Raw genomic sequence first — 19325 nt, forward strand, 5'->3', positions numbered from 1 at the left:
AAGATGCTCAGTTTGTTTTTGTTTATAATATTAGTTATCAGTTTTTCTGTCGGTTTTCGCCGGGGCTTTATACTTCAGTTAATGCACCTTTTAGGCCTGGTGGTTTCCTTTATTGTTGCTTATCTCTATTATGAGGATGTAGCGCATTATATAAGACTGTGGGTGCCATTCCCGCAATTCGGTGAAGGGGAGGAACTTAACCTTCTCGTTGATTCGTTTAGTATGGAAATGGTTTACTATAACGGGATTGCTTTCGCACTTATATTTTTCCTTACTAAGATTGTTATGCAGATCATTGCGTCGTTATTTGATTTTGTGGCCCACATTCCGGTCCTGAGCTTTATTAATGGATGGCTCGGGGGGCTGCTCGGATTTCTTGAAGGACTTGTGATGATTACTATTCTTCTGCACATAGCAGCATTAATTCAAGTGGATGTCGTTCAGGCCGCCCTCCAAAATTCTACTTTTGCGCAAATGATTTTTGAATACACTCCTATCATTTCAAATGAGTTAAAAGAATTGTGGATAGAAGGAAGAAATAATTAACTTCCCGTCATGGACGGGAGGTTTTTCTTTTAAAGAAAGGAAAGGGAGCATGTCACTTTAACTCCTTCTGCTTGCAGATAAGCAGACGAATTGGCTATGATGAAGAAGGAAAAAAGGGATTGGAAGAAAAACTCAGCGAGGTGAATAGCATGAGTCAAATGAATAAAAAAGATGTCTTGAACGCATTGGAACGTATAGCTGTATATTTAGAGATTAAAGGAGAAAATGCTTTCCGCGTCTCTGCTTACCGAAAAGCCGCACAGGCTTTGGAACGGGATGAAAGGCCCCTTTCTGAAATTGAAGATCCATCAAAACTTAAAGGCATTGGAAAAGGGACGGCTGGTATTATAAATGACTTACTTGAAGAAGGTGAAACACCTCTGCTTAAAGAGCTGGAGGAAGAGATTCCTGATGGACTGCTCCCATTACTCAAACTTTCGGGATTAGGCGGTAAGAAAATCGGAAAACTATACCAGGAATTAGAAGTAACTGACGCCGGGACCTTAAGGAAGGCTTGTGAAGCAGGCCAGGTTCAAGAGCTGGACGGGTTTGGGAAAAAGACTGAACAGAAAATCCTCGAAGCTTTGGATGAACTGGGAAAACGTCCGGACAGGCTGGCCCTCGCTCAAGTGCTGCCTGCCGCCTTTGACTTGAGGGAACGTTTAGGCAGTATAGATGAAATTGACAGGTTTGAATTAGCAGGCAGTTTTCGCAGGGGAAGAGAAACCGTAAAAGATCTGGATTTTATTATTTCTACTGAAGATCCAAAGACAGTAGGCAAAAGGCTCGTTTCTATGGAGCACATTACAGAGATTACCGGGCATGGAGATACGAAAGTAAGTCTGGAACTTCAGTACGGTGATATCATCGTTCCTGTTGATTTCAGAATGGTTAAAGACGAATCTTTTGCAACAACGCTCCATCATTTCACCGGCTCTAAAGACCATAATGTTCTTATGCGCCAGCTTGCTAAGGAACGCGATGAAAAAATAAGTGAATATGGTGTAGAAGAGGACACTGGGACCGAGCATCATTTTTCTACTGAAGAAGAATTTTTTGCCCACTTCGGTTTGCCGTATATTCCGCCGGAACTGCGGGAAGGAATGGATGAGCTGGAGCGTTATGATCAGAAGTATGAGCTTATTCAACAAGATGACATCCTTGGCGATCTCCATATGCATACGACCTGGAGCGATGGTGCCCAGTCGATTAAAGAAATGGTCAACGCCTGCAGAGATAAAGGCTATGAATATATGGCGATTACAGACCACTCGGAGTATTTAAAAGTTGCAAATGGCCTGACAGCAGAAAGGCTGAAACGGCAGCATGAAGAAATTCGTGAACTGAATGAGTCTATGAAAGATTTTACTATTTTTACAGGCGTGGAAATGGATATTTTACCTGATGGCACCTTGGATTATCCCGATGAGGTATTAACAGAAATCGATTTTGTTATTGCATCCATTCACTCCTCTTTTCAGCAGAGTGAGAGAAAAATTATGGACAGGCTTGAAAATGCCTGCCGCAATCCCCATGTAGCCATGATAGCCCATCCTACAGGGAGGCTGATCGGACGCCGTAAAGGGTATCCTGTAGATATGGAACGATTACTGGAGGTGGCAAAGGAAACAGGTACAATTCTGGAACTGAATGCCAACCCTCACCGTCTTGATTTATCTGCAGAGTGGCTGAAAAAAGCTCAGGATAAAGGTGTGAAACTAAGTATAAATACAGACGCGCACCGGTTTGATATGCTCGACTATATGACACTCGGGATAAAAACCGGAAGAAGAGGCTGGCTGAAACAAGAAACAGTTGTTAATACCTGGCCGGCTGACCGTTTTAAAGAACTGATTTGGAAAAACAGATAGAAAGCAGGAGGTGCGCCCCAGTGATTGAAAGGGTTTGCCGTATATTAGAATACGATAAAATGAAAGACCAGCTGATTCAATTTGCCAGTTCTTCATTAGGAAAACAACGGGTAAAAGATCTAAAGCCGTCTTTCGATTTTGAATATATAAAAGAAGCACAGCAAAGGACGTACGAAGGGGCTAAAGTCATTCGGCTGAAAGGGCAGGCACCCCTTGGAGGCATTAGAGATATCCGTGCTTCGATTAAACGCTCGGAAATCGGAGGCTTGCTGAATGAAAAAGAATTACTGGATATTTCCTCTACCATTTATGGAAGCCGCCGCTTTAAAAGTTTTGTGGAATCTCTGGTAGAAGATGAAATCGAACTGACGATCCTTCCTGATTTAGTAAGCGGAATCGTTCCGCTTACTGACCTGGAACGGGAAATTAACCAGGCTATAGATGAAAATGGCGGTGTGCTGGATTCAGCAAGTGCTGCTCTAAGATCTATCCGGCAGCAAATCCGTTCCCACGAATCAGGTATCCGTTCCAAACTGGAAAGCATCACCCGCTCTTCAAATGGAAGAAAAATGCTTTCAGATGCCATTATTACTATTAGAAATGAACGTTATGTAATTCCTGTAAAGTCGGAGTACCGCAGCCATTTTGGAGGAATGGTGCATGACCAGTCTGCTTCGGGAGCTACTTTGTTTGTGGAACCTGAAGCGGTCGTTCAGCTGAATAACCAGCTGAGAGAAGCGAAAGTAAAAGAAAAGCAGGAGATTCAGCGTATTCTTCAGGAGCTGTCAGCCAGGATCAGCGAGCATGTTGAAGAACTGGCAGATATAGTCGCCATTATGAGCGAAGTGGACTTTATTTTTGCTAAAGCGTTTTACAGCGAGTCAATTAAAGGAATCCAGCCAAAGTTAAACGAAGACGGATTTGTTAAAATGACGAAAGCCCGTCATCCTCTTATTCCAAACGATGAAATTGTACCAATTGATGTAGAGCTTGGAGGAGACTTTTCTTCCTTAGTCATTACCGGACCGAACACTGGGGGAAAAACGGTGACTTTAAAAACAGTCGGACTGTTAACACTTATGGCTCAGTCTGGTCTGCAAATTCCTTGTGATGAAGGGTCTTCAGCTGCTGTTTTCCAAAAAATATTTGCGGATATCGGGGATGAACAGTCCATTGAACAGAGTTTAAGTACATTTTCTTCTCACATGACAAATATTGTGCAAATTATGAACCAGGTAGATTTTCAGTCTCTCGTCCTCTTTGACGAACTAGGAGCCGGGACAGATCCTACAGAAGGGGCTGCGCTCGCTATCTCAATCCTTGATCATGTTTATAACGTGGGAGCTAAAGTGATTGCTACCACTCACTACAGTGAACTAAAAGGATATGCTTATAACCGGGAAGGCGTTATGAATGCAAGCGTAGAATTTGATGTGGAAACTTTAAGGCCGACCTACCGTCTGTTAATAGGGATCCCGGGACGAAGTAATGCATTTGCCATCAGCAGGCGTCTTGGCTTAACTGATAAGATTATCGAGGAAGCGAAAAGCCATATAACAGCGGACTCAAATAAAATGGAACAAATGATTTCATCTCTTGAGGACAGCAGAAAGAAAGCTGAGCGAGACGTCAGCGAAGCAGAAGAACTCAGGCTTGATGCCGAAAGGCTGCACAGTGAGCTGGCAGCCGAAATGGAAAAGCTGGAAGAAGAGAAACAAAAGGTTCTTCAATCTGCAGAAGATAAAGCTGCAAATTCAGTCAGAAAAGCAAAAGAGGAAGCAGAACAGATCATTGCAGAGCTGAGGGAAATTCAGAAAAATAACCCTAATATTAAAGACCATGAGCTGATAGATGCTAAAAAACGCCTGGAAAAAGCTGAACCAAACCTTGCAGGCACCAGGAAAAAGCCTTCCCCAAAAAGGGAAAAGCCGAAAGTGAATAAACTTATTCCAGGGGATGAAGTGAAAGTGGTCAGTCTTGACCAGAAAGGGTATATTGCAGAAAAAGTTAATGATAAAGAATACTATGTACAGCTTGGTATGATGAAAATGAAAGTGAAGAAAGATGACCTTCTCTATATTAACCGCCCTAAAGCAGTAGAAACAAAACCTTTGGCTGCTGTCCGCGGAAAAGAAGCACATGTAAAAACAGAACTTGATTTGCGCGGGGAAAGGTATGAAAATGCTATGATGGACGTGGAAAAGTATTTAGATGACGCTGTACTGGCCGGGTATCATCAAGTGTCCATTATCCATGGTAAAGGAACAGGGGCGTTAAGAAAAGGCGTACAGGAGCTGTTGAAAAACCATCGGAATGTTCAGGAAACGCGTATGGGGACCCAGGGAGAAGGCGGGTCTGGCGTAACGATTGTGTCACTTAAATAATCCAGGAGGACTTCAGCATGGAAGCCATCTTTACACATGACTACATTTATACGGCCGGTGTCTACAGCATCGTGGTTCTTAGTATTATTCTCTCTCTGGCCATTTTTGAGTGGGTGACGCAATACGGGACCTGGCAGGAAATCAGACGGGGCAACTTGGCTGTAGCACTGGCGACAGGCGGAAAAGTGTTCGGTATAGCCAATGTTTTCCGCCATTCAATTATGGCAAATGATACAGTTCTGGCTATGCTTGGATGGGGGGCCTTCGGTTTTATACTCTTGTTATTTGTATATTTTATTTACGAGTTCTTATCTCCCGGGTTTAAAGTTGATGAAGAATTAAAAAATGATAACCGGGCAGTAGGTCTATTATCATTTGTTTTATCGGTCTCTCTCTCCTATGTGATAGGTGCCAGCATAGACTGATCTCTGATTAAAGGGGTATATTTAATGGAAACTTTATGGAAAGTGATGATTGTTCTTTGTGCCGGATTTATGATTGCCGGTGTGGTGTATATCATATTCTTTGCTTAAGAGAAGACTCTGTTGATATAAATGCTGAAATTTGCTATATCAACAAAGCTGGAATCTCAATTCAAAAGTATTAAGCTCTGCTGGTTTCTTTTAATCGGCAGAGTTTTTCTTTGGATATAACTGCTCAAAGAACTGAAAATACAAAGCTTTGTCTGCATAGGGAGAATATAAGTTTTTAATAATTTCCATTAATTATTAAGTAAAAATTCATAAAATTTTTACAAATGTGTTTTCTTTTGGAGGCGTTTTCATTACAATAGAGAGTAAGAGGAGAATGCCTGCCTATGAAAAGGTCAAGCAACTGAGCGATTGTTCACTAGAAGGACAGTGCCGCTTACTTTTCATTGACATCTTTTTTAGAAGGAGAGGGTTATGATAAAAAGGGAGGTTATGTTATGGAAACATTAACTGAAAAGCCGTGGTTTCAGCATTATCCTAAAGAAATCCCGACGTCCATTGACTATGAAGTAGCAACTCTTCAAAGCTATTTGAAAAGAGCTGCCGAGAGGTACCCTGATAAAGAAGCACTTCATTTTATGGGCAAGGAAATGACTTATCAGGAGGTTTACGAGGAGGCTTTGAAGCTTGCCAACCAGCTGAAATCTCTCGGGGTGAACCAGGGAGACAGGGTCGCTATTATGCTGGCAAATACTCCGCAGGCTGTCATTTCCTATTATGGAGCTTTGCTTGCCGGAGCCATCGTGGTCCAGACCAACCCGCTTTACGTGGAAAGGGAAATTGAACACCAAATGAATGATTCAGGTGCTAAAGTTATGATATGTCTGGATCTCGTTTATCCGCGTGTAGCAAGTGTAAAAGAAAAAACACCTCTGGAGCATATTATTGTCACAGGGATTAAAGACTATCTGCCTTTCCCGAAAAACATGATCTATCCTTTTATCCAGAAAAAGAATACAGGCATTAAAGTAGAGTTGGATTATAGTGACCGGCTTCATTCATTCGTAGATATCTTAAATAAAGGAAAAGCGGAAGAAATACCATTGGACATAGATCCTAAAGAAGACCTTGCCCTTCTTCAGTACACTGGAGGGACGACAGGGCCTGCAAAAGGGGTTATGCTGACTCACTATAATCTCGTGGTTAACACCCAGCAGTGTGAAGAGTGGATGTATGAAATGGTGCCGGGAGAAGAAATTATCATTGCAGCTTTGCCTTTCTTCCATGTATATGGAATGACAACGGTAATGAACCTGGGGATCCGTATGGGTTTTAAAATGATAATTATTCCTAAGTTTGATCCGAAAGGTATTCTAAAAGCAATTGAAAAACATAAAGCCACTCTTTATCCTGGTGCACCGACGATGTATATCGGGCTGTTGAATCATCCTGATATTAAAAAACATGATTTATCGTCTATCAAAGCGTGTATCAGCGGGTCAGCTCCGCTGCCTGTAGAGGTCCAGACAAAATTTGAAGAAGCTACAAACGGAAGTTTAGTCGAAGGTTACGGCTTAACCGAGACGTCGCCGGTGGCTGTTTCCAACCTGATTTGGGGCCAAAGGAAACAAGGATCGATCGGCGTTCCGTGGCCTGATACTGATGTCGCCATTCTTTCAGCCGAGACAGGTGAGGAAGCTCAGCCTAATGAAGTAGGAGAAATCATTATTAAAGGCCCTCAAGTTATGAAAGGTTACTGGAACCGGCCTGAGGCAACCCAGGCATCCTTCCGGGGCGAGTGGTTCCTTTCAGGAGATATGGGATATATGGATGATGAAGGATTTTTCTATATCGTCGACAGAAAGAAGGACATGATTATTGCGGGCGGGTTTAATATTTATCCACGTGAAGTTGAAGAAATTCTTTATGAACATGAAGATGTACAGGAAGCCTGTGTAATTGGTGTTCCAGATCCTTACCGTGGGGAGACGGTTAAGGCATTTATTGTTCCTAAAGAAGGAAGAACGATCACTGAGGAAAATCTTGATGACTATGCCCGTAAGCAACTGGCTGCCTACAAAGTTCCAAAATTCTATGAATTCAGAGATGAACTTCCGAAAACGATGGTAGGTAAAATTCTGAGAAGAGTATTAGTAGAAGAAGAAAAGAAAAAAGCGCAAAAAGACTAATAAATATTGAGGCTGGGATAAAAGAATAGTAATCATAAAGAAAGCCGAACAAAATTTTCGAATTTTGTTCGGCTGTTCTTTTTGAGAAAAAGAAGTGATTTCACGAGACGCCTGCAGGAAAAGCATCTTCTGAAAATCCTTCAGGCGCTTTTTGCCGAGGAGCTGAAGAGATGCCTGCGGCAAGCGAGTACATTTATGAACCTCATCTCAACTTATAGTCTATTGTATATTCATTGTTCGGTTATCCTGGATTTAATTTAGTTTTGTCACAGCTTCTTTAATAATTTTAATAGAAGAAAAACTAAAAGTATTAATTTTCCTAAAACTCTTCACAATTGTAACCGATTTCATTAAAATGGTAGTGAGAGAGGATGAATGTCTTAATTGAAAGGAGTCCAAAGGAGGACCTTACATGGATGCCGAATTGCAACGCCCATGGCTTGCGAATTACCCGGAAGACATTCCTGAACATATCGAATATGAGAGAAAGCCGCTGCAAGATTACCTGCGTGACGGGGCGGAAGAAGAGCCTGATAAAACCTTGCTTCATTTCCTGGGGAAAGAAATGACATTTCGTGAGGTTTATGACTCATCTCTTCGTTTTGCCAATGCCCTGAAAGATCTCGGAATAACAAAAGGCGACCGTGTTGCAATTATGCTGGCTAACACGCCGCAATCCGTGATCAGCTACTACGGTATTCTTATGGCTGGAGGAGTGGTGGTACAAACAAACCCGCTTTATGTTGAACGGGAGCTGGAACACCAGATGGTAGATTCAGGGGCAAAAGCAATTATATGCCTCGACCTCGTTTACCCTAGGGTGATGAATGTGCTGGGGAGAACGAATTTAGAAAATGTTATTGTTACACATATTAAAGATTATCTTCCGTTTCCTAAAAATTTGATTTATCCGTTTATACAGAAGAGAAACACAGGGCTTAAAGTGGAAGTGAAATACAGCAGTAAAGTCCATTCTTTTATGGAACTGTTAAAAGCCTCCGATACGGAGGAAATTCCTATGGACATAGACCCTGAAAAAGATCTTGCTTTGCTTCAGTATACTGGAGGAACTACGGGAGTAGCAAAGGGTGTTATGTTAAGTCATTACAACCTTGTGGCTAATACGACTCAATGTATTAGATGGATGCATAAGATAGATCACGGTAATGAAGTGATTCTCTGTGCTTTACCTTTTTTCCATGTTTACGGTATGACAGTAGGAATGAATTTCTCTGTTATGGACCGTTCGAAAATGGTTATACTGCCAAAATTTGATACAAAACAGACACTGCAGGCTATTGAAAAGCAGAAAGTCTCTATTTTTCCAGGGGCACCAACGATGTACATTGGATTAATCAACGATCCAAAAGTTCAAAAATACAATCTCTCATCGATTGAAGTGTGCATCAGCGGTTCTGCTCCTTTACCACTTGAAGTCCAGCAGCGTTTTGAAGATTTAACAGGAGGCAAGTTATCTGAAGGATTTGGCCTGACGGAAGCCTCACCTGTTACACATTTTAACCTTATGTGGGGGAAACGGCCGAACGGAAGCATTGGTCTTCCATGGCCTGATACAGATGTCGCTATTCTGTCTGCTGAAACTGGTGAACCTGCTGAACCAGGAGAAGTTGGAGAATTAATTATTAAAGGTCCTCAAGTAATGAAAGGATACTGGAATCGCCCGGAAGACACTGATGCCACATTTTATGACGGCTGGCTCCTTACAGGAGATATGGGTTATATGGATAAAGAAGGCTTCTTCTATATCGTAGACCGCAAAAAAGATATGATTATTGCAGGCGGTTTTAATATTTACCCGCGTGAGATTGAAGAAGTTCTGTATGAACATGAAGCTGTCCAGGAGGCTGTGGCGGTCGGGGTTCCAGACCCTTACAGAGGCGAAACAGTTAAAGCATTTCTCGTGCTGAAAGAAGGCAAAAAAGTGACTGAACAGGAGCTTAATGAGTTTTGCCGTAAGCACCTTTCTGCCTATAAAGTTCCAAGGCTGTTTGAATTCCGTGATGAACTGCCAAAAACTATGGTTGGGAAAGTGTTGAGAAGAGCGCTGCTTGAAGAGGAAAAAGAAAAACAAAAAGAGAAAAAATCGAGTTAGCTTATGAAAGAGGCTGAGACAAAAGAATAGTAATCTGTAAAACATCCGAAACAATATTTTTTTACGGAATATTGTTCGGATGTTTTTTATAGAATCATTTAATTCGTCAGAAGCTTTGCGGTTACTCGTCGCAGAGAAGAATTTGCTCCTGCGATATTTCAACTCAGCTTCCTTTTCTATTCAAAACCGCCTTTAGATACCGGCTCTTCTGATAAATACGCAGGTTCATGCCTTTTCAATGTGTCAATAACCGGCTGTATCTGGCTGTCCTTTGCTTCAACAGTAATGACTATTTTACCTGACTTCACATGACTTTCTATGTTTTCTGCTTCATGCTGATTAATTCCGAGGTCGGTCAGCCCTCCAATAAACCCGCCGGCAGTCAGGCCGGCAATAGCGCCGTAAACCGGTCCGGCGGCCAGAAGGATTCCTAAACCCGGGAACATCAAGGTAGTCATTCCGAAAAGCGCCCCGCCAGCCCCGCCTATAGCCCCGCCGGTTAATATGCCGTTTAGAGGATGGTCCATTGACACATCTGCTGTTTCTCCCCTGCTGCCATCTTTTTTATGAACAAAAGAAATACTCTCCCTGGGAACGATTGTAAGCAAGTCATGGAAAGCTTCTTCCGCTTCGTGTAAGTTGTTGAACACAGTTACAAGATGTTTTTCCAATTTTATCACTCCTTTTTAATTGATGTGGGGAGCTATAAGGTCTGAATATAATCTTTTACAGCTTTTATCTGTTCTGTATTTAAGCCGAGTGCAGGTAATGAAGGCATTTCGCCGATTCCATTTACGAGAATTAACTGCAGTTCTTCCTCTGTATATTTAAGGTGCACATCCTCGAGTCCAGGGCCTACTTTAGGTTCATCCGTAATCGAGTGGCAGCCAAGGCAGCTCTGTTCAAATATTGCCTCCCCATCTGCGGCTGTTTCAGCCGTTTGGTTCAGAGGAACGGCCATCATTCCATAACCGAATGCCCAAATCGCCAACACGAGGTATGTAACAAGAAGAAACGGCGGAACCTTTGCATTGCCGATTCTAAATCCTCCAGATCCTTCGACTACTGAATGGACAGGGGGCTCCTCTTCTTTAGTTTCTTCATCAGGTTCTACGGTAGATGGTTCATTAATTTTTTCATCGTCTGGACTCATGGTTTCACCTCACTTATAAAAGCTTAGGATCACTTATTATCACTTATTCAACAGGTCTTCCTTCAGTTTGGGGAGAGGGTTTTAAACTCATCAGATAAGCAATTAAATCTTCCAGATCTTCGTCACTTAAGTAATCATACCGGGGCATGATCGACCCGGGCAGGACCTTCTGCGGATTCAATAGATGTTCCCTGTGCCAATCTTCGTTCCAGCGGTTTCCTACCCACATTAAATCTGCCCCCGTCCGTTTAGTCCCAAGCATAGCAGGCGCATCATAATAATAGTCCGCCGGCTGTGAAATAGGGCCAAGGCTGCTGTCTGCAAGCACAGGTCTTACAAACATTGTATGACACGTATGACAGCCTTCCCGGATATACACTTCTCTGCCCCGGTATTCTGAAGATTCCACTGATAAATGTCGTAATTCTGCGTTCTGGTTCGGAGCCTGCATCTGGTCATCATAAAAAGGGAGATATGTCGTGCCAGCCGTACCCACAAAGAACAAAATAACAGCTCCGATGATATATGGCAGCATCGATTTCTCATCTTCATACCCGCTCATTAGCCAACCTCCTTTCAATTACCCGGCACTTATTTCTTCGTTTTGTGAGTTGCGATTTGCTTTTATAATTGTCATTGCAAGGTTATAAATAAATACAAAAGAGCTTATTAACATGGCAGCACCGGCCACAGCCCGAATGGCAAAAAATGGGCGCATGGAAATAAGCATTTCTACAAACTGCATGCCGTACTGGGCACCTTCAATCCAGGCAAATCCTTCAAGTACTCCGGCAGACCAAGTAGAAAAAGCAAATAAAAACATACCGGTGACGGCCAGATAGAAGTGCCATTCCATCAGTTTACTGGAATAGAGTTTTGTTTTAAGCATCTTAGGCAGAAACACATACATAAAAGAAAAAGCGACGAAAGAGAAAGCGCCGAATAAAGGTAAGTGGGCATGGCCCGGGACCCAGTCGGTGAATTTAATGACTGAACTCGGTCCTTGTAATGAGTGAAAAGGACCTTGAAGACAAGTCACCAGATAAAAGACTGCCCCAACAATTAAAAATTTCAGCGGTGTATTCCTGGATAGCGCATGCCATTTTCCTTTTAATGTCCCAAAAACATTGGCGAGAACAGACCATACAGGAATGATCAGCAGAACTGAAGGAATGACTCCTGCTTTCATAAGCCACAGAGGTATTGGGCCGTTCTGAAGATGGTGAGGTCCATTCCAGACGTAAAATGTGGCAATGGTCCAGAAGCCGATAAGAGACAATTTGTGGCTGTATAAGGGGTTTCTTGTTAAATAGGGCAGCAGGTAATAAATCAGGCCTACCCCTACGGTGGTAAACCACAACCCAATGACGTTATGGCCGTAAAACCAGAAAATGAGAAATTGAGGGACCCCGGACAAAAGTTTATAAGGTAAATTTCCAATAATATAAAGGCCGATGAGCCATATAAGAGATCCCATAAAATACCATAAGCTGACATAAAGCTGTTTTTCCTTGCGGGAAGCGATAGTCGCAAAACATACAAGGGCAACAGCCGCCATTCCCAGGATAACCAGGACATCTATCCATAAAGGCCACTCCGCATACTCGGTCGTAGTGGTAAACCCCATAGTTAAAGCGACTGTACCTGCAAGAACAATAATATTCCACACAATCCCTGTACCTGCAGCAATTTTTTCAAAAGACAGTTGATTCCTGCACAATTTAGGAATAACATAAAAGAGAGCACCAATATTGGCCATGGTAAGCCATCCGAAAAGAACGAGATTTGTATGGATAGGACGGATTCTTCCATATTGGAAAATAACCTGAAAAGGACCAAAAGCCAGAAAGTTAGGCCACAGAAACTTTAAGGAAAGAATAAGGCCGTAAATCATTCCGATAGCTAACCAGAATAATGACGAATAAAGATAGATTTTAGAAGGCAAATAAGGGTCTTTTTTAGCTGAAGGCGACGGCATTTTATTCCTCCTTATATTGTTTAAGTCTGATTATTAAGGTGCCCGTTATATTTTTCCTTATTCTTCAAAATTTTAGAAACCATATTGTGCAATTGACAGAAACGACAGAATACTCTAAAATAAGAACATGAATGAACAATCATTCAGTAAAAGAGGAAATGTTTGAGGAAGTGATTGAATGGGGAAAAAACGGGGACAAAAATATGAGCAGATAATTGATGCAGCTGTAAAAGTCATTGCGGAAAATGGTTACCATCACTCACAGGTTTCTAAAATTGCCAAAGAAGCCGGAGTTGCAGACGGGACGATCTATCTCTACTTTAAAAATAAAGAAGACATTCTAATTTCTTTATTTGAAGAAAAAATGGGAAGCTTTGTTGACGCGATTTCAGAAAAGTTAAAAGAGGAATCATCTGTCGAAAAAAAGCTGCTTATTCTGATCGAAATGCACTTTATGCAACTGGAGATGGATCATGATTTAGCTATCGTTACGCAGCTTGAGCTTCGGCAATCGAACATTTCCATCCGTTACAAAGTAAATGAAGTACTAAAGGGGTATTTAGGATTGGTTGATTCCGTTCTGAAAGAAGGGGTGGAAAAAGGCATTTTTGAAGAAAACTTAGACCTCAGGATTGCCAGACAGCTCATCTTCGGAGCTATTGATGAGGTAGTGACCAATTGGGTAATGAAAGACCACAGGTATGACCTGTCTCCGCTTGCAGAAACGGTTCATCGCATGTTATTAAAAGGCCTTTCTAAAAATTAGCATCTGTTAATAGTTGTTGCTTTTTCCATCGGGGTCTTCCTGCCGCAGGCTAAAGTCACCCGGTCGGCTTAAGCTCCAAAGCGAAGCAAGTATTATTTAATTAACTCTTAGGTTTAGCAGAGGCAAATTAATAGACTTTCTTGAAAGGGGTGTAGCGTTTGTCAGAATTTAAGCTTATTAATGTTCATACTGAAGACCGGATAGGCCTGGTAACTTTGTCTCATCCCCCGGCTAATACGCTGTCACAAAAAATGATTCAGGAACTTGAAACAGCTTTTGACAGGTTCTCTGAAGATGCCAATGTGAAAGTGATTCTTTTACATGGAGAAGGCCGTTTCTTTGCAGCAGGGGCAGATATTAAAGAATTTACTTCTGTAAAACATGGAGATCAATTCAGAGAAATGTCGAGGGAAGGTCAAAGGGTTTTCAGAAAGATTGAACTAATGACTAAACCTGTCATAGCTGCTATTCACGGCGCGGCTTTGGGAGGCGGACTTGAGCTTGCTATGGCCTGCCATATAAGGCTTGCCGCTCCTGATGCAAAACTAGGACTGCCTGAGCTTCAGCTGGGACTGGTTCCAGGATTTGCCGGTACTCAAAGGCTCCCTGAATTAGTCGGAAAAGCAAAAGCGACTGAAATGCTGTTAACTTCAGATCCGATTACAGGGGAAGAAGCGATGGCAGCGGGACTCGTTAACCGGACGCTGCCAGGCGAAAACTTTATGGATCAGGCAAAAAAGTTTGCAGAAAATATAAGCAATAAAGGCTCTCATTCCGTCTCTTATGTCCTTGAACTTATTGAGAAATCAGGAAATGAGCCGATTGAAAGAGGCCAGGAAATTGAAGCCGTCCGATTCGGTGATGTCTCAGAAACCTATGATGCGTCCGAGGGGATAAAGGCATTTATGGAGAAGAGAAAGCCGAAGTTTGAAGACCGGTGATTAAAGAAGGTTTATTTAGCATTTTATGAAAGCGTTTTACTGTAAAAGACAGTAAATAATAAACTTTGGGAGGGACATAAATGAACATTTATGTAATCATGAAACGTACCTTTGACACAGAAGAAAAAATTCAAATTGATAGCGGGGAAATTGTAGAAGACGGGGCGGAATTCATCATCAATCCTTATGACGAATATGCCATTGAAGAAGCGATCCAGCTGCGTGATGAGCACGGCGGTGAAGTGACACTTGTTTCTGTAGGAGACGAAGAAGCAGAGAAACAAATTCGTACCGGGCTTGCAATGGGAGCCGATAAAGCTGTTCTAATTGAAGATGAAGATGTAGAAAACGGGGACCAGTTCTCAACGGAAGCTATTCTGGCAGCTTATTTTAAAGACCAGGAAGCGGACATTATTCTGGGAGGAAACATTGCTGTTGATGGCGGGTCAGGCCAGGTAGGCCCGCGGCTTGCTGAGAATTTGGGAATTAATCATGTAACTTCCATTGTAAATATAGAAATCGAAGACGGTAAAGCCAAAATTGAACGCGACGTTGAAGGGGATCAGGAATTTATTGAAATATCACTCCCTTTGTTAGTTACTGCCCAACAAGGACTGAATGAACCGCGTTATCCTTCGTTACCTGGAATTATGAAAGCAAAGAAAAAACCTTTGGAAACGCTCGATCTTGATGATCTGGATTTAGATGAAGATGAAGTTGAAGGAAAAACTAATACGGTAGAGCGTTATCTGCCACCTGAAAAAGAAGCAGGAAAAATTCTTGAAGGTGAGATTGATGACCAGGTAAACGAATTAGTATCTTTACTGAAAAATGAAGCAAAAGTGATATAACAGGAGGAGAGGATAATTATGTCTAAAAAATTACTGGTTATAGCTGAGATAAGAGACGGCGAATTCAGAAATGTTTCCTTTGAAGCGGTTGCTGCGGCAAAAGAGATAGATAGTGACGGTGAAATTGTAGGAGTTGTTTGTGGTGATAGCGTTGCAGACAAAGCAAATGAGCTTTTTAAATACGGTGCGGACCGTGTTATCGCAGTCGAACATGCTAATTTATCGCAGTATACTCCAGAAGGCTATGCCCAGGCTCTTCAAGCAGTAATAGAAAAAGAAGATCCGGACGCCATTCTGGCAGGCCACACATCAATCGGCAGGGACATCACGCCAAAGCTTGCCAGCCGTTTGAAATCCGGCCTTGTATCTGATGCAACAGCTATTGAAAATGCCGGTTCCGAAGTTATTTTTACAAGACCTATATATTCAGGAAAAGCTTTTGAAAAAGTAGTCGTTAAGGATGGACTTATTTTTGCAACTATTCGTCCTAACAATATACCTGCCCTTGAAAAAGACGACAGCCGTTCAGGTGACGCTGAAAGTCTTGAGGTGGAGATTAAAGATCTGCAAACTATCATAACTGATGTAGTTAAAAACACAACTTCCGGTGTGGACCTTTCAGAAGCTTCCGTTATTGTGGCTGGAGGAAGAGGGATGAAAGGAAAGGAAAATTTCTCAATCCTTGACGAACTTGCAGAAGTATTAGGCGCTGCAGTTGGAGCTTCACGTGGGGCTTGTGATGCGGAATATTGCGATTATGCGATGCAAATCGGACAAACAGGAAAAGTGGTAACCCCTGATTTGTATATCGCGGTAGGCTTGAGCGGGGCTATTCAGCACGTTGCTGGGATGTCTAACTCTAAAGTAATCGTTGCAATAAATAAAGACCCGGAAGCAGAAATATTCCAGATTGCAGATTATGGCATCGTAGGAGATTTATTTGACGTCGTCCCTAAATTAACAGAAGAATTTAAGAAAGTGCTTGTTTAAGAGCCAGTAAAGTAATATGCCCCTGCAATTATTTATTTGCAGGGGCTTTAAGCATTGTTTTTGCGTCATTTATTAAAATTAGTTATGATATGGGTAGTAAGTTTAAATTTGGTTAACCTACAAGGTAGCTGAGCAAATTAATTTCCTGTTCAATAAGGATAGGGTATAATACCTTGGAGGGTAATATTTTAAATGTAAATGTATGATTAATTAGAGGAGGAATAATGAATGGCTATTGTAAATGTTACAGACCAGAATTTTTCGAGTGAAACAAACCAGGGGGTTGTCCTTGCAGACTTTTGGGCACCGTGGTGCGGACCATGTAAAATGATCGCCCCTGTGCTTGAGGAGCTTGACAGCGATATGGGCGACAAAGTAAAAATCGTTAAGCTTGATGTAGATGAAAATCAGGAAACAGCAAGCAAATACGGTGTTATGAGCATTCCAACACTGCTGGTACTCAAAGACGGAGAAGTTGTAGACCAGGTTGTTGGTTTTCAGCCTAAAGATGCTTTAGCTGATACGTTAAATAAACATCTCTAATAATATAAATGAATAGTCACTTAAAGAAATCCGGACAAATATCATCTTACGATATTTGTCCGGATTTTTCGCTTTTTTATTTAAAGAAGGTTAATTCTGACAGAGCCGGAAATCATACAGTCCGCAAAGTGCAGAAAAGAAACTATAATACATTTTGTGACTGTGAAAATATAAGCCACCGGTGAACGAAGGCGAGGACACCCGGAGGATAAGCGACGTCTGAAAATTCACATTCCCGAAGCCCTTTGGGAAAGTTAGTTGAAGACAAGCCCTTGGGTAAAAAAAACACAGTGAACTTCCACAAGGATGTGGTGACTTCGGCGTTTTCACAGGACGTGAAGGGGTTAGCCGAAGATCCTGCGACGATGTTGCACTTATGCCTGTGGTGTAAACCTTCGCCGACAGTGAACCGGCAGATTAAAAATACAAGACCCATTAGAAGCGTCTTATCATAAGGTTTCTCCTTTTAAGCGTGTGCGCCCGCCGCTGCTTCCTTATTTGTGGAAACAAGCCAAATTACCATGATATAGTGGTAGTATCAGCCAGTTAAAGGAGTATCATTATGGAGGAATTAAAAAAGAAAATTGAGCTTGTGCCTTCTCAGCCAGGCTGCTATTTGATGAAAAATAAACATGATACCGTTATTTATGTGGGAAAAGCTAAAGTTCTTCGAAACCGCGTCAGATCGTATTTCCGCGGCTCACATGACAAAAAAACCCAACGACTCGTAAGTGAAATTACCGATTTTGAATATATTGTTACCTCTTCCGACCTGGAAGCCCTTGTGCTGGAACAAAATTTAATTAAAAAATATGAGCCAAGATATAATATTCTTTTAAAAGATGATAAAACTTATCCTTTTTTAAAAATTACAAAGGAAGAGCATCCCCGGCTGATAACTACAAGGAAAGTGAAAAAGGATGGGGCTAAGTATTTTGGGCCTTATCCGAATGCCCAGGCGGCCAATGAAACAAAAAAGCTGCTTGATCGTCTTTATCCTTTGCGGAAATGCCGGACACTTCCTGACCGTGTCTGTCTTTATTACCATATAGGCCAATGCCTGGCCCCGTGTGAGTTTACCGTAACTAAAGAAAAAAATGCCCAGCTGGTTTCCGAAATTGCAAAATTTCTTAATGGCGGGCACCAGGAAGTGAAGCAGAACCTCACAGAAAAGATGCTTAAAGCTTCTGAAGATCTGAATTTTGAACGGGCAAAAGAGTTGAGAGACCAGGTTCAGCATATTGAAGCTGTAATGGAAAAGCAGAAAATGACTCTCACCGATCAGGTCAACAGAGATGTCTTCTCATATTACGTAGACAAAGGCTGGATGTGCATTCAAGTATTTTTTATCAGACAAGGCAAACTTATTGAGCGGGACGTCTCATTATTTCCAACTTACCAAGACCCGGAAGATGATTTTTACACGTTTTTAGGACAGTTTTATCTTGAAGCCCATCATAAAAAACCATCGGAAGTTTTCTTACCTGACGGGACCAACCCTGAAATTGTCTCGCAATTTTTAGGTGTAAAAGCTCTTCAGCCGAAAAGAGGACAAAAAAAAGAACTGGTGGAGTTAGCGACGAAAAACGCCAGGCTCGCCCTTAAAGAAAAGTTTGATTTAATTGAACGGAATGAACAAAAAACAATTTATGCTATTGAAAGGCTTGGCCAGGCAATGAATATCGATACGCCTCACAGAATTGAAGCATTCGATAACTCAAATATCCAAGGCGTGGACCCTGTTTCAGCGATGGTCTCATTTGTAGATGGAAAGCCTGATAAGAAAAATTACCGTAAATATAAAGTAAGGACGGTAAAGGGCCCTGATGATTATGAATCAATGAGAGAAGTGGTCCGGAGACGATATCTCCGGCTATTAAAAGAAGAAATGCCGCTGCCGGACTTAATTGTCATCGATGGCGGTAAAGGGCAGATTTCCGCAGCACAAAGTGTACTGGAAGATGAGTTAAATCTCTCTATCCCCGTCTGCGGGTTAGTCAAAGACGAAAAACACAGGACGTCCCAATTGATGATAGGTGACCCTCCCCAAGTAGTGGCTCTTTCTAAAACAAGCCAGGAATTTTACTTGCTTCAGCGAATTCAGGATGAAGTTCACCGTTTTGCAATCAGTTTCCACCGGAATGTTCGGAAAAAAACAATGTTTACGTCTATTTTAGATAAAGTTGAAGGAATTGGAGAAAAGCGAAAACGCTTGCTGTTAAAGGAATTCGGTTCTGTGAAGAGATTAAAAGAGGCGTCATTGGAAGAAATAGAGAGTGTAGGGATACCTCAGTCCGTTGCTGAAACCTTAAGAAGAGTCATCGACGATGAAGGGAATAAATGACGATAGATCCGTGTTGCCATCATTATAGCCGTTTGTTAATCTATTAAATGAGTTTGGCAGAATTTTTGAAAAAGATTCCATGCTCTGGACGTTAAAGTATGGCAATCACTTGGATGGCGGACTTTCTATCTCTACGGACGGCTTAATGTACTTTTGTTACAAAAGCCGAACGCGGCAGAGAGACACGTCTTCTGCCGCCTTTTTATAAAAGGGAAGTCCTGATCA

Annotated in this window: 16 protein-coding genes; 12 read left to right on the forward strand and 4 right to left on the reverse strand. The window is 41.9% G+C overall.

The window, feature by feature from the left end; all coding sequences use genetic code 11:
* Positions 1 to 3: 3 nt before the first annotated feature.
* The 6 genes from K8O68_RS13355 (at position 4) to K8O68_RS13380 (ending at position 9534) form a co-directional block, all read left to right on the forward strand.
* Positions 4 to 546: a CvpA family protein gene (locus K8O68_RS13355; RefSeq protein WP_230897369.1), complete on the forward strand. Its 543-nt coding sequence runs from the start codon at positions 4 to 6 to the stop codon at positions 544 to 546.
* 158 nt (positions 547 to 704) lie between these two features.
* Entirely contained in the window at positions 705 to 2417 is a 1713-nt protein-coding gene (gene polX / locus K8O68_RS13360; RefSeq protein WP_230897506.1) for a DNA polymerase/3'-5' exonuclease PolX, read from the forward strand.
* 20 nt (positions 2418 to 2437) lie between these two features.
* A complete protein-coding gene (locus K8O68_RS13365; RefSeq protein WP_230897370.1) occupies positions 2438 to 4801 on the forward strand; it encodes an endonuclease MutS2 in 2364 nt (787 codons plus the stop codon).
* A gap of 17 nt (positions 4802 to 4818) precedes the next feature.
* Positions 4819 to 5226 carry a DUF350 domain-containing protein gene (locus tag K8O68_RS13370; RefSeq protein WP_093049605.1) on the forward strand — a complete coding sequence of 136 codons (408 nt, stop codon included), beginning with the start codon at positions 4819 to 4821 and terminating at the stop codon, positions 5224 to 5226.
* A gap of 503 nt (positions 5227 to 5729) precedes the next feature.
* The gene (locus K8O68_RS13375; RefSeq protein ID WP_230897371.1) at positions 5730 to 7421 is read left to right on the forward strand and encodes a long-chain-fatty-acid--CoA ligase; all 1692 of its coding nucleotides are present in this window, start codon (positions 5730 to 5732) and stop codon (positions 7419 to 7421) included.
* A 412-nt stretch (positions 7422 to 7833) separates the two neighbouring features.
* Entirely contained in the window at positions 7834 to 9534 is a 1701-nt protein-coding gene (locus K8O68_RS13380) for an AMP-binding protein (RefSeq protein WP_230897372.1), read from the forward strand.
* 176 nt (positions 9535 to 9710) lie between these two features.
* Here the strand turns inward: K8O68_RS13380 and K8O68_RS13385 are convergent, their stop codons facing one another.
* The 4 genes from K8O68_RS13385 to K8O68_RS13400 are packed head-to-tail and all read right to left on the reverse strand — an operon-like array spanning position 9711 to position 12665.
* Positions 9711 to 10205, reverse strand: a complete 495-nt coding sequence (locus tag K8O68_RS13385; RefSeq protein ID WP_230897373.1) for a DUF1269 domain-containing protein — start codon at positions 10203 to 10205, stop codon at positions 9711 to 9713.
* A 32-nt stretch (positions 10206 to 10237) separates the two neighbouring features.
* Positions 10238 to 10687, reverse strand: coding sequence for a c-type cytochrome (locus K8O68_RS13390; RefSeq protein WP_230897374.1), 450 nt, complete (start codon positions 10685 to 10687; stop codon positions 10238 to 10240).
* 43 nt (positions 10688 to 10730) lie between these two features.
* Positions 10731 to 11249, reverse strand: coding sequence for a cbb3-type cytochrome c oxidase subunit II (locus K8O68_RS13395; protein WP_230897375.1), 519 nt, complete (start codon positions 11247 to 11249; stop codon positions 10731 to 10733).
* 18 nt (positions 11250 to 11267) lie between these two features.
* Positions 11268 to 12665, reverse strand: a complete 1398-nt coding sequence (locus K8O68_RS13400; RefSeq protein WP_230897376.1) for a cbb3-type cytochrome c oxidase subunit I — start codon at positions 12663 to 12665, stop codon at positions 11268 to 11270.
* Positions 12666 to 12843: 178 nt separating this feature from the next.
* Between K8O68_RS13400 and K8O68_RS13405 the strand changes: the two genes are divergently transcribed.
* The 6 genes from K8O68_RS13405 (at position 12844) to uvrC (ending at position 19100) form a co-directional block, all read left to right on the forward strand.
* Entirely contained in the window at positions 12844 to 13431 is a 588-nt protein-coding gene (locus K8O68_RS13405) for a fatty acid metabolism transcriptional regulator FadR (RefSeq protein ID WP_230897377.1), read from the forward strand.
* Positions 13432 to 13589: 158 nt separating this feature from the next.
* Positions 13590 to 14372, forward strand: coding sequence for an enoyl-CoA hydratase (locus K8O68_RS13410; RefSeq protein WP_230897378.1), 783 nt, complete (start codon positions 13590 to 13592; stop codon positions 14370 to 14372).
* An 80-nt stretch (positions 14373 to 14452) separates the two neighbouring features.
* Positions 14453 to 15223, forward strand: coding sequence for an electron transfer flavoprotein subunit beta/FixA family protein (locus K8O68_RS13415; protein WP_093049635.1), 771 nt, complete (start codon positions 14453 to 14455; stop codon positions 15221 to 15223).
* 18 nt (positions 15224 to 15241) lie between these two features.
* Entirely contained in the window at positions 15242 to 16213 is a 972-nt protein-coding gene (locus K8O68_RS13420) for an electron transfer flavoprotein subunit alpha/FixB family protein (RefSeq protein WP_230897379.1), read from the forward strand.
* Between the two features lie 228 nt (positions 16214 to 16441).
* On the forward strand, positions 16442 to 16756 hold the full coding sequence (trxA, locus tag K8O68_RS13425; RefSeq protein ID WP_093049641.1) for a thioredoxin: 315 nt from the start codon (positions 16442 to 16444) through the stop codon (positions 16754 to 16756).
* 562 nt (positions 16757 to 17318) lie between these two features.
* Positions 17319 to 19100 (forward strand): excinuclease ABC subunit UvrC, encoded by a 1782-nt coding sequence (gene uvrC / locus K8O68_RS13430; protein ID WP_235788499.1) that lies wholly within the window; start codon positions 17319 to 17321, stop codon positions 19098 to 19100.
* Positions 19101 to 19325: the final 225 nt, after the last annotated feature.

Source organism: Salipaludibacillus sp. CUR1, from assembly GCF_021028955.1.
Taxonomy (GTDB): Bacteria; Bacillota; Bacilli; order Bacillales; family Salisediminibacteriaceae; genus Salipaludibacillus.

Bases quoted from the DNA above. Each gene is read 5' to 3' on its own strand.
- K8O68_RS13395 (WP_230897375.1), bottom strand. From the start codon at position 11,249: ATGAGCGGGTATGAAGATGAGAAATCGATGCTGCCATATATCATCGGA.
- K8O68_RS13390 (WP_230897374.1), bottom strand. From the start codon at position 10,687: ATGAGTCCAGACGATGAAAAAATTAATGAACCATCTACCGTAGAACCT.
- K8O68_RS13415 (WP_093049635.1), top strand. From the start codon at position 14,453: ATGAACATTTATGTAATCATGAAACGTACCTTTGACACAGAAGAAAAA.
- K8O68_RS13420 (WP_230897379.1), top strand. From the start codon at position 15,242: ATGTCTAAAAAATTACTGGTTATAGCTGAGATAAGAGACGGCGAATTC.
- K8O68_RS13355 (WP_230897369.1), top strand. From the start codon at position 4: ATGCTCAGTTTGTTTTTGTTTATAATATTAGTTATCAGTTTTTCTGTC.
- polX (WP_230897506.1), top strand. From the start codon at position 705: ATGAATAAAAAAGATGTCTTGAACGCATTGGAACGTATAGCTGTATAT.
- K8O68_RS13375 (WP_230897371.1), top strand. From the start codon at position 5,730: ATGGAAACATTAACTGAAAAGCCGTGGTTTCAGCATTATCCTAAAGAA.
- K8O68_RS13370 (WP_093049605.1), top strand. From the start codon at position 4,819: ATGGAAGCCATCTTTACACATGACTACATTTATACGGCCGGTGTCTAC.
- K8O68_RS13405 (WP_230897377.1), top strand. From the start codon at position 12,844: ATGGGGAAAAAACGGGGACAAAAATATGAGCAGATAATTGATGCAGCT.
- trxA (WP_093049641.1), top strand. From the start codon at position 16,442: ATGGCTATTGTAAATGTTACAGACCAGAATTTTTCGAGTGAAACAAAC.
- K8O68_RS13400 (WP_230897376.1), bottom strand. From the start codon at position 12,665: ATGCCGTCGCCTTCAGCTAAAAAAGACCCTTATTTGCCTTCTAAAATC.
- uvrC (WP_235788499.1), top strand. From the start codon at position 17,319: ATGGAGGAATTAAAAAAGAAAATTGAGCTTGTGCCTTCTCAGCCAGGC.
- K8O68_RS13380 (WP_230897372.1), top strand. From the start codon at position 7,834: ATGGATGCCGAATTGCAACGCCCATGGCTTGCGAATTACCCGGAAGAC.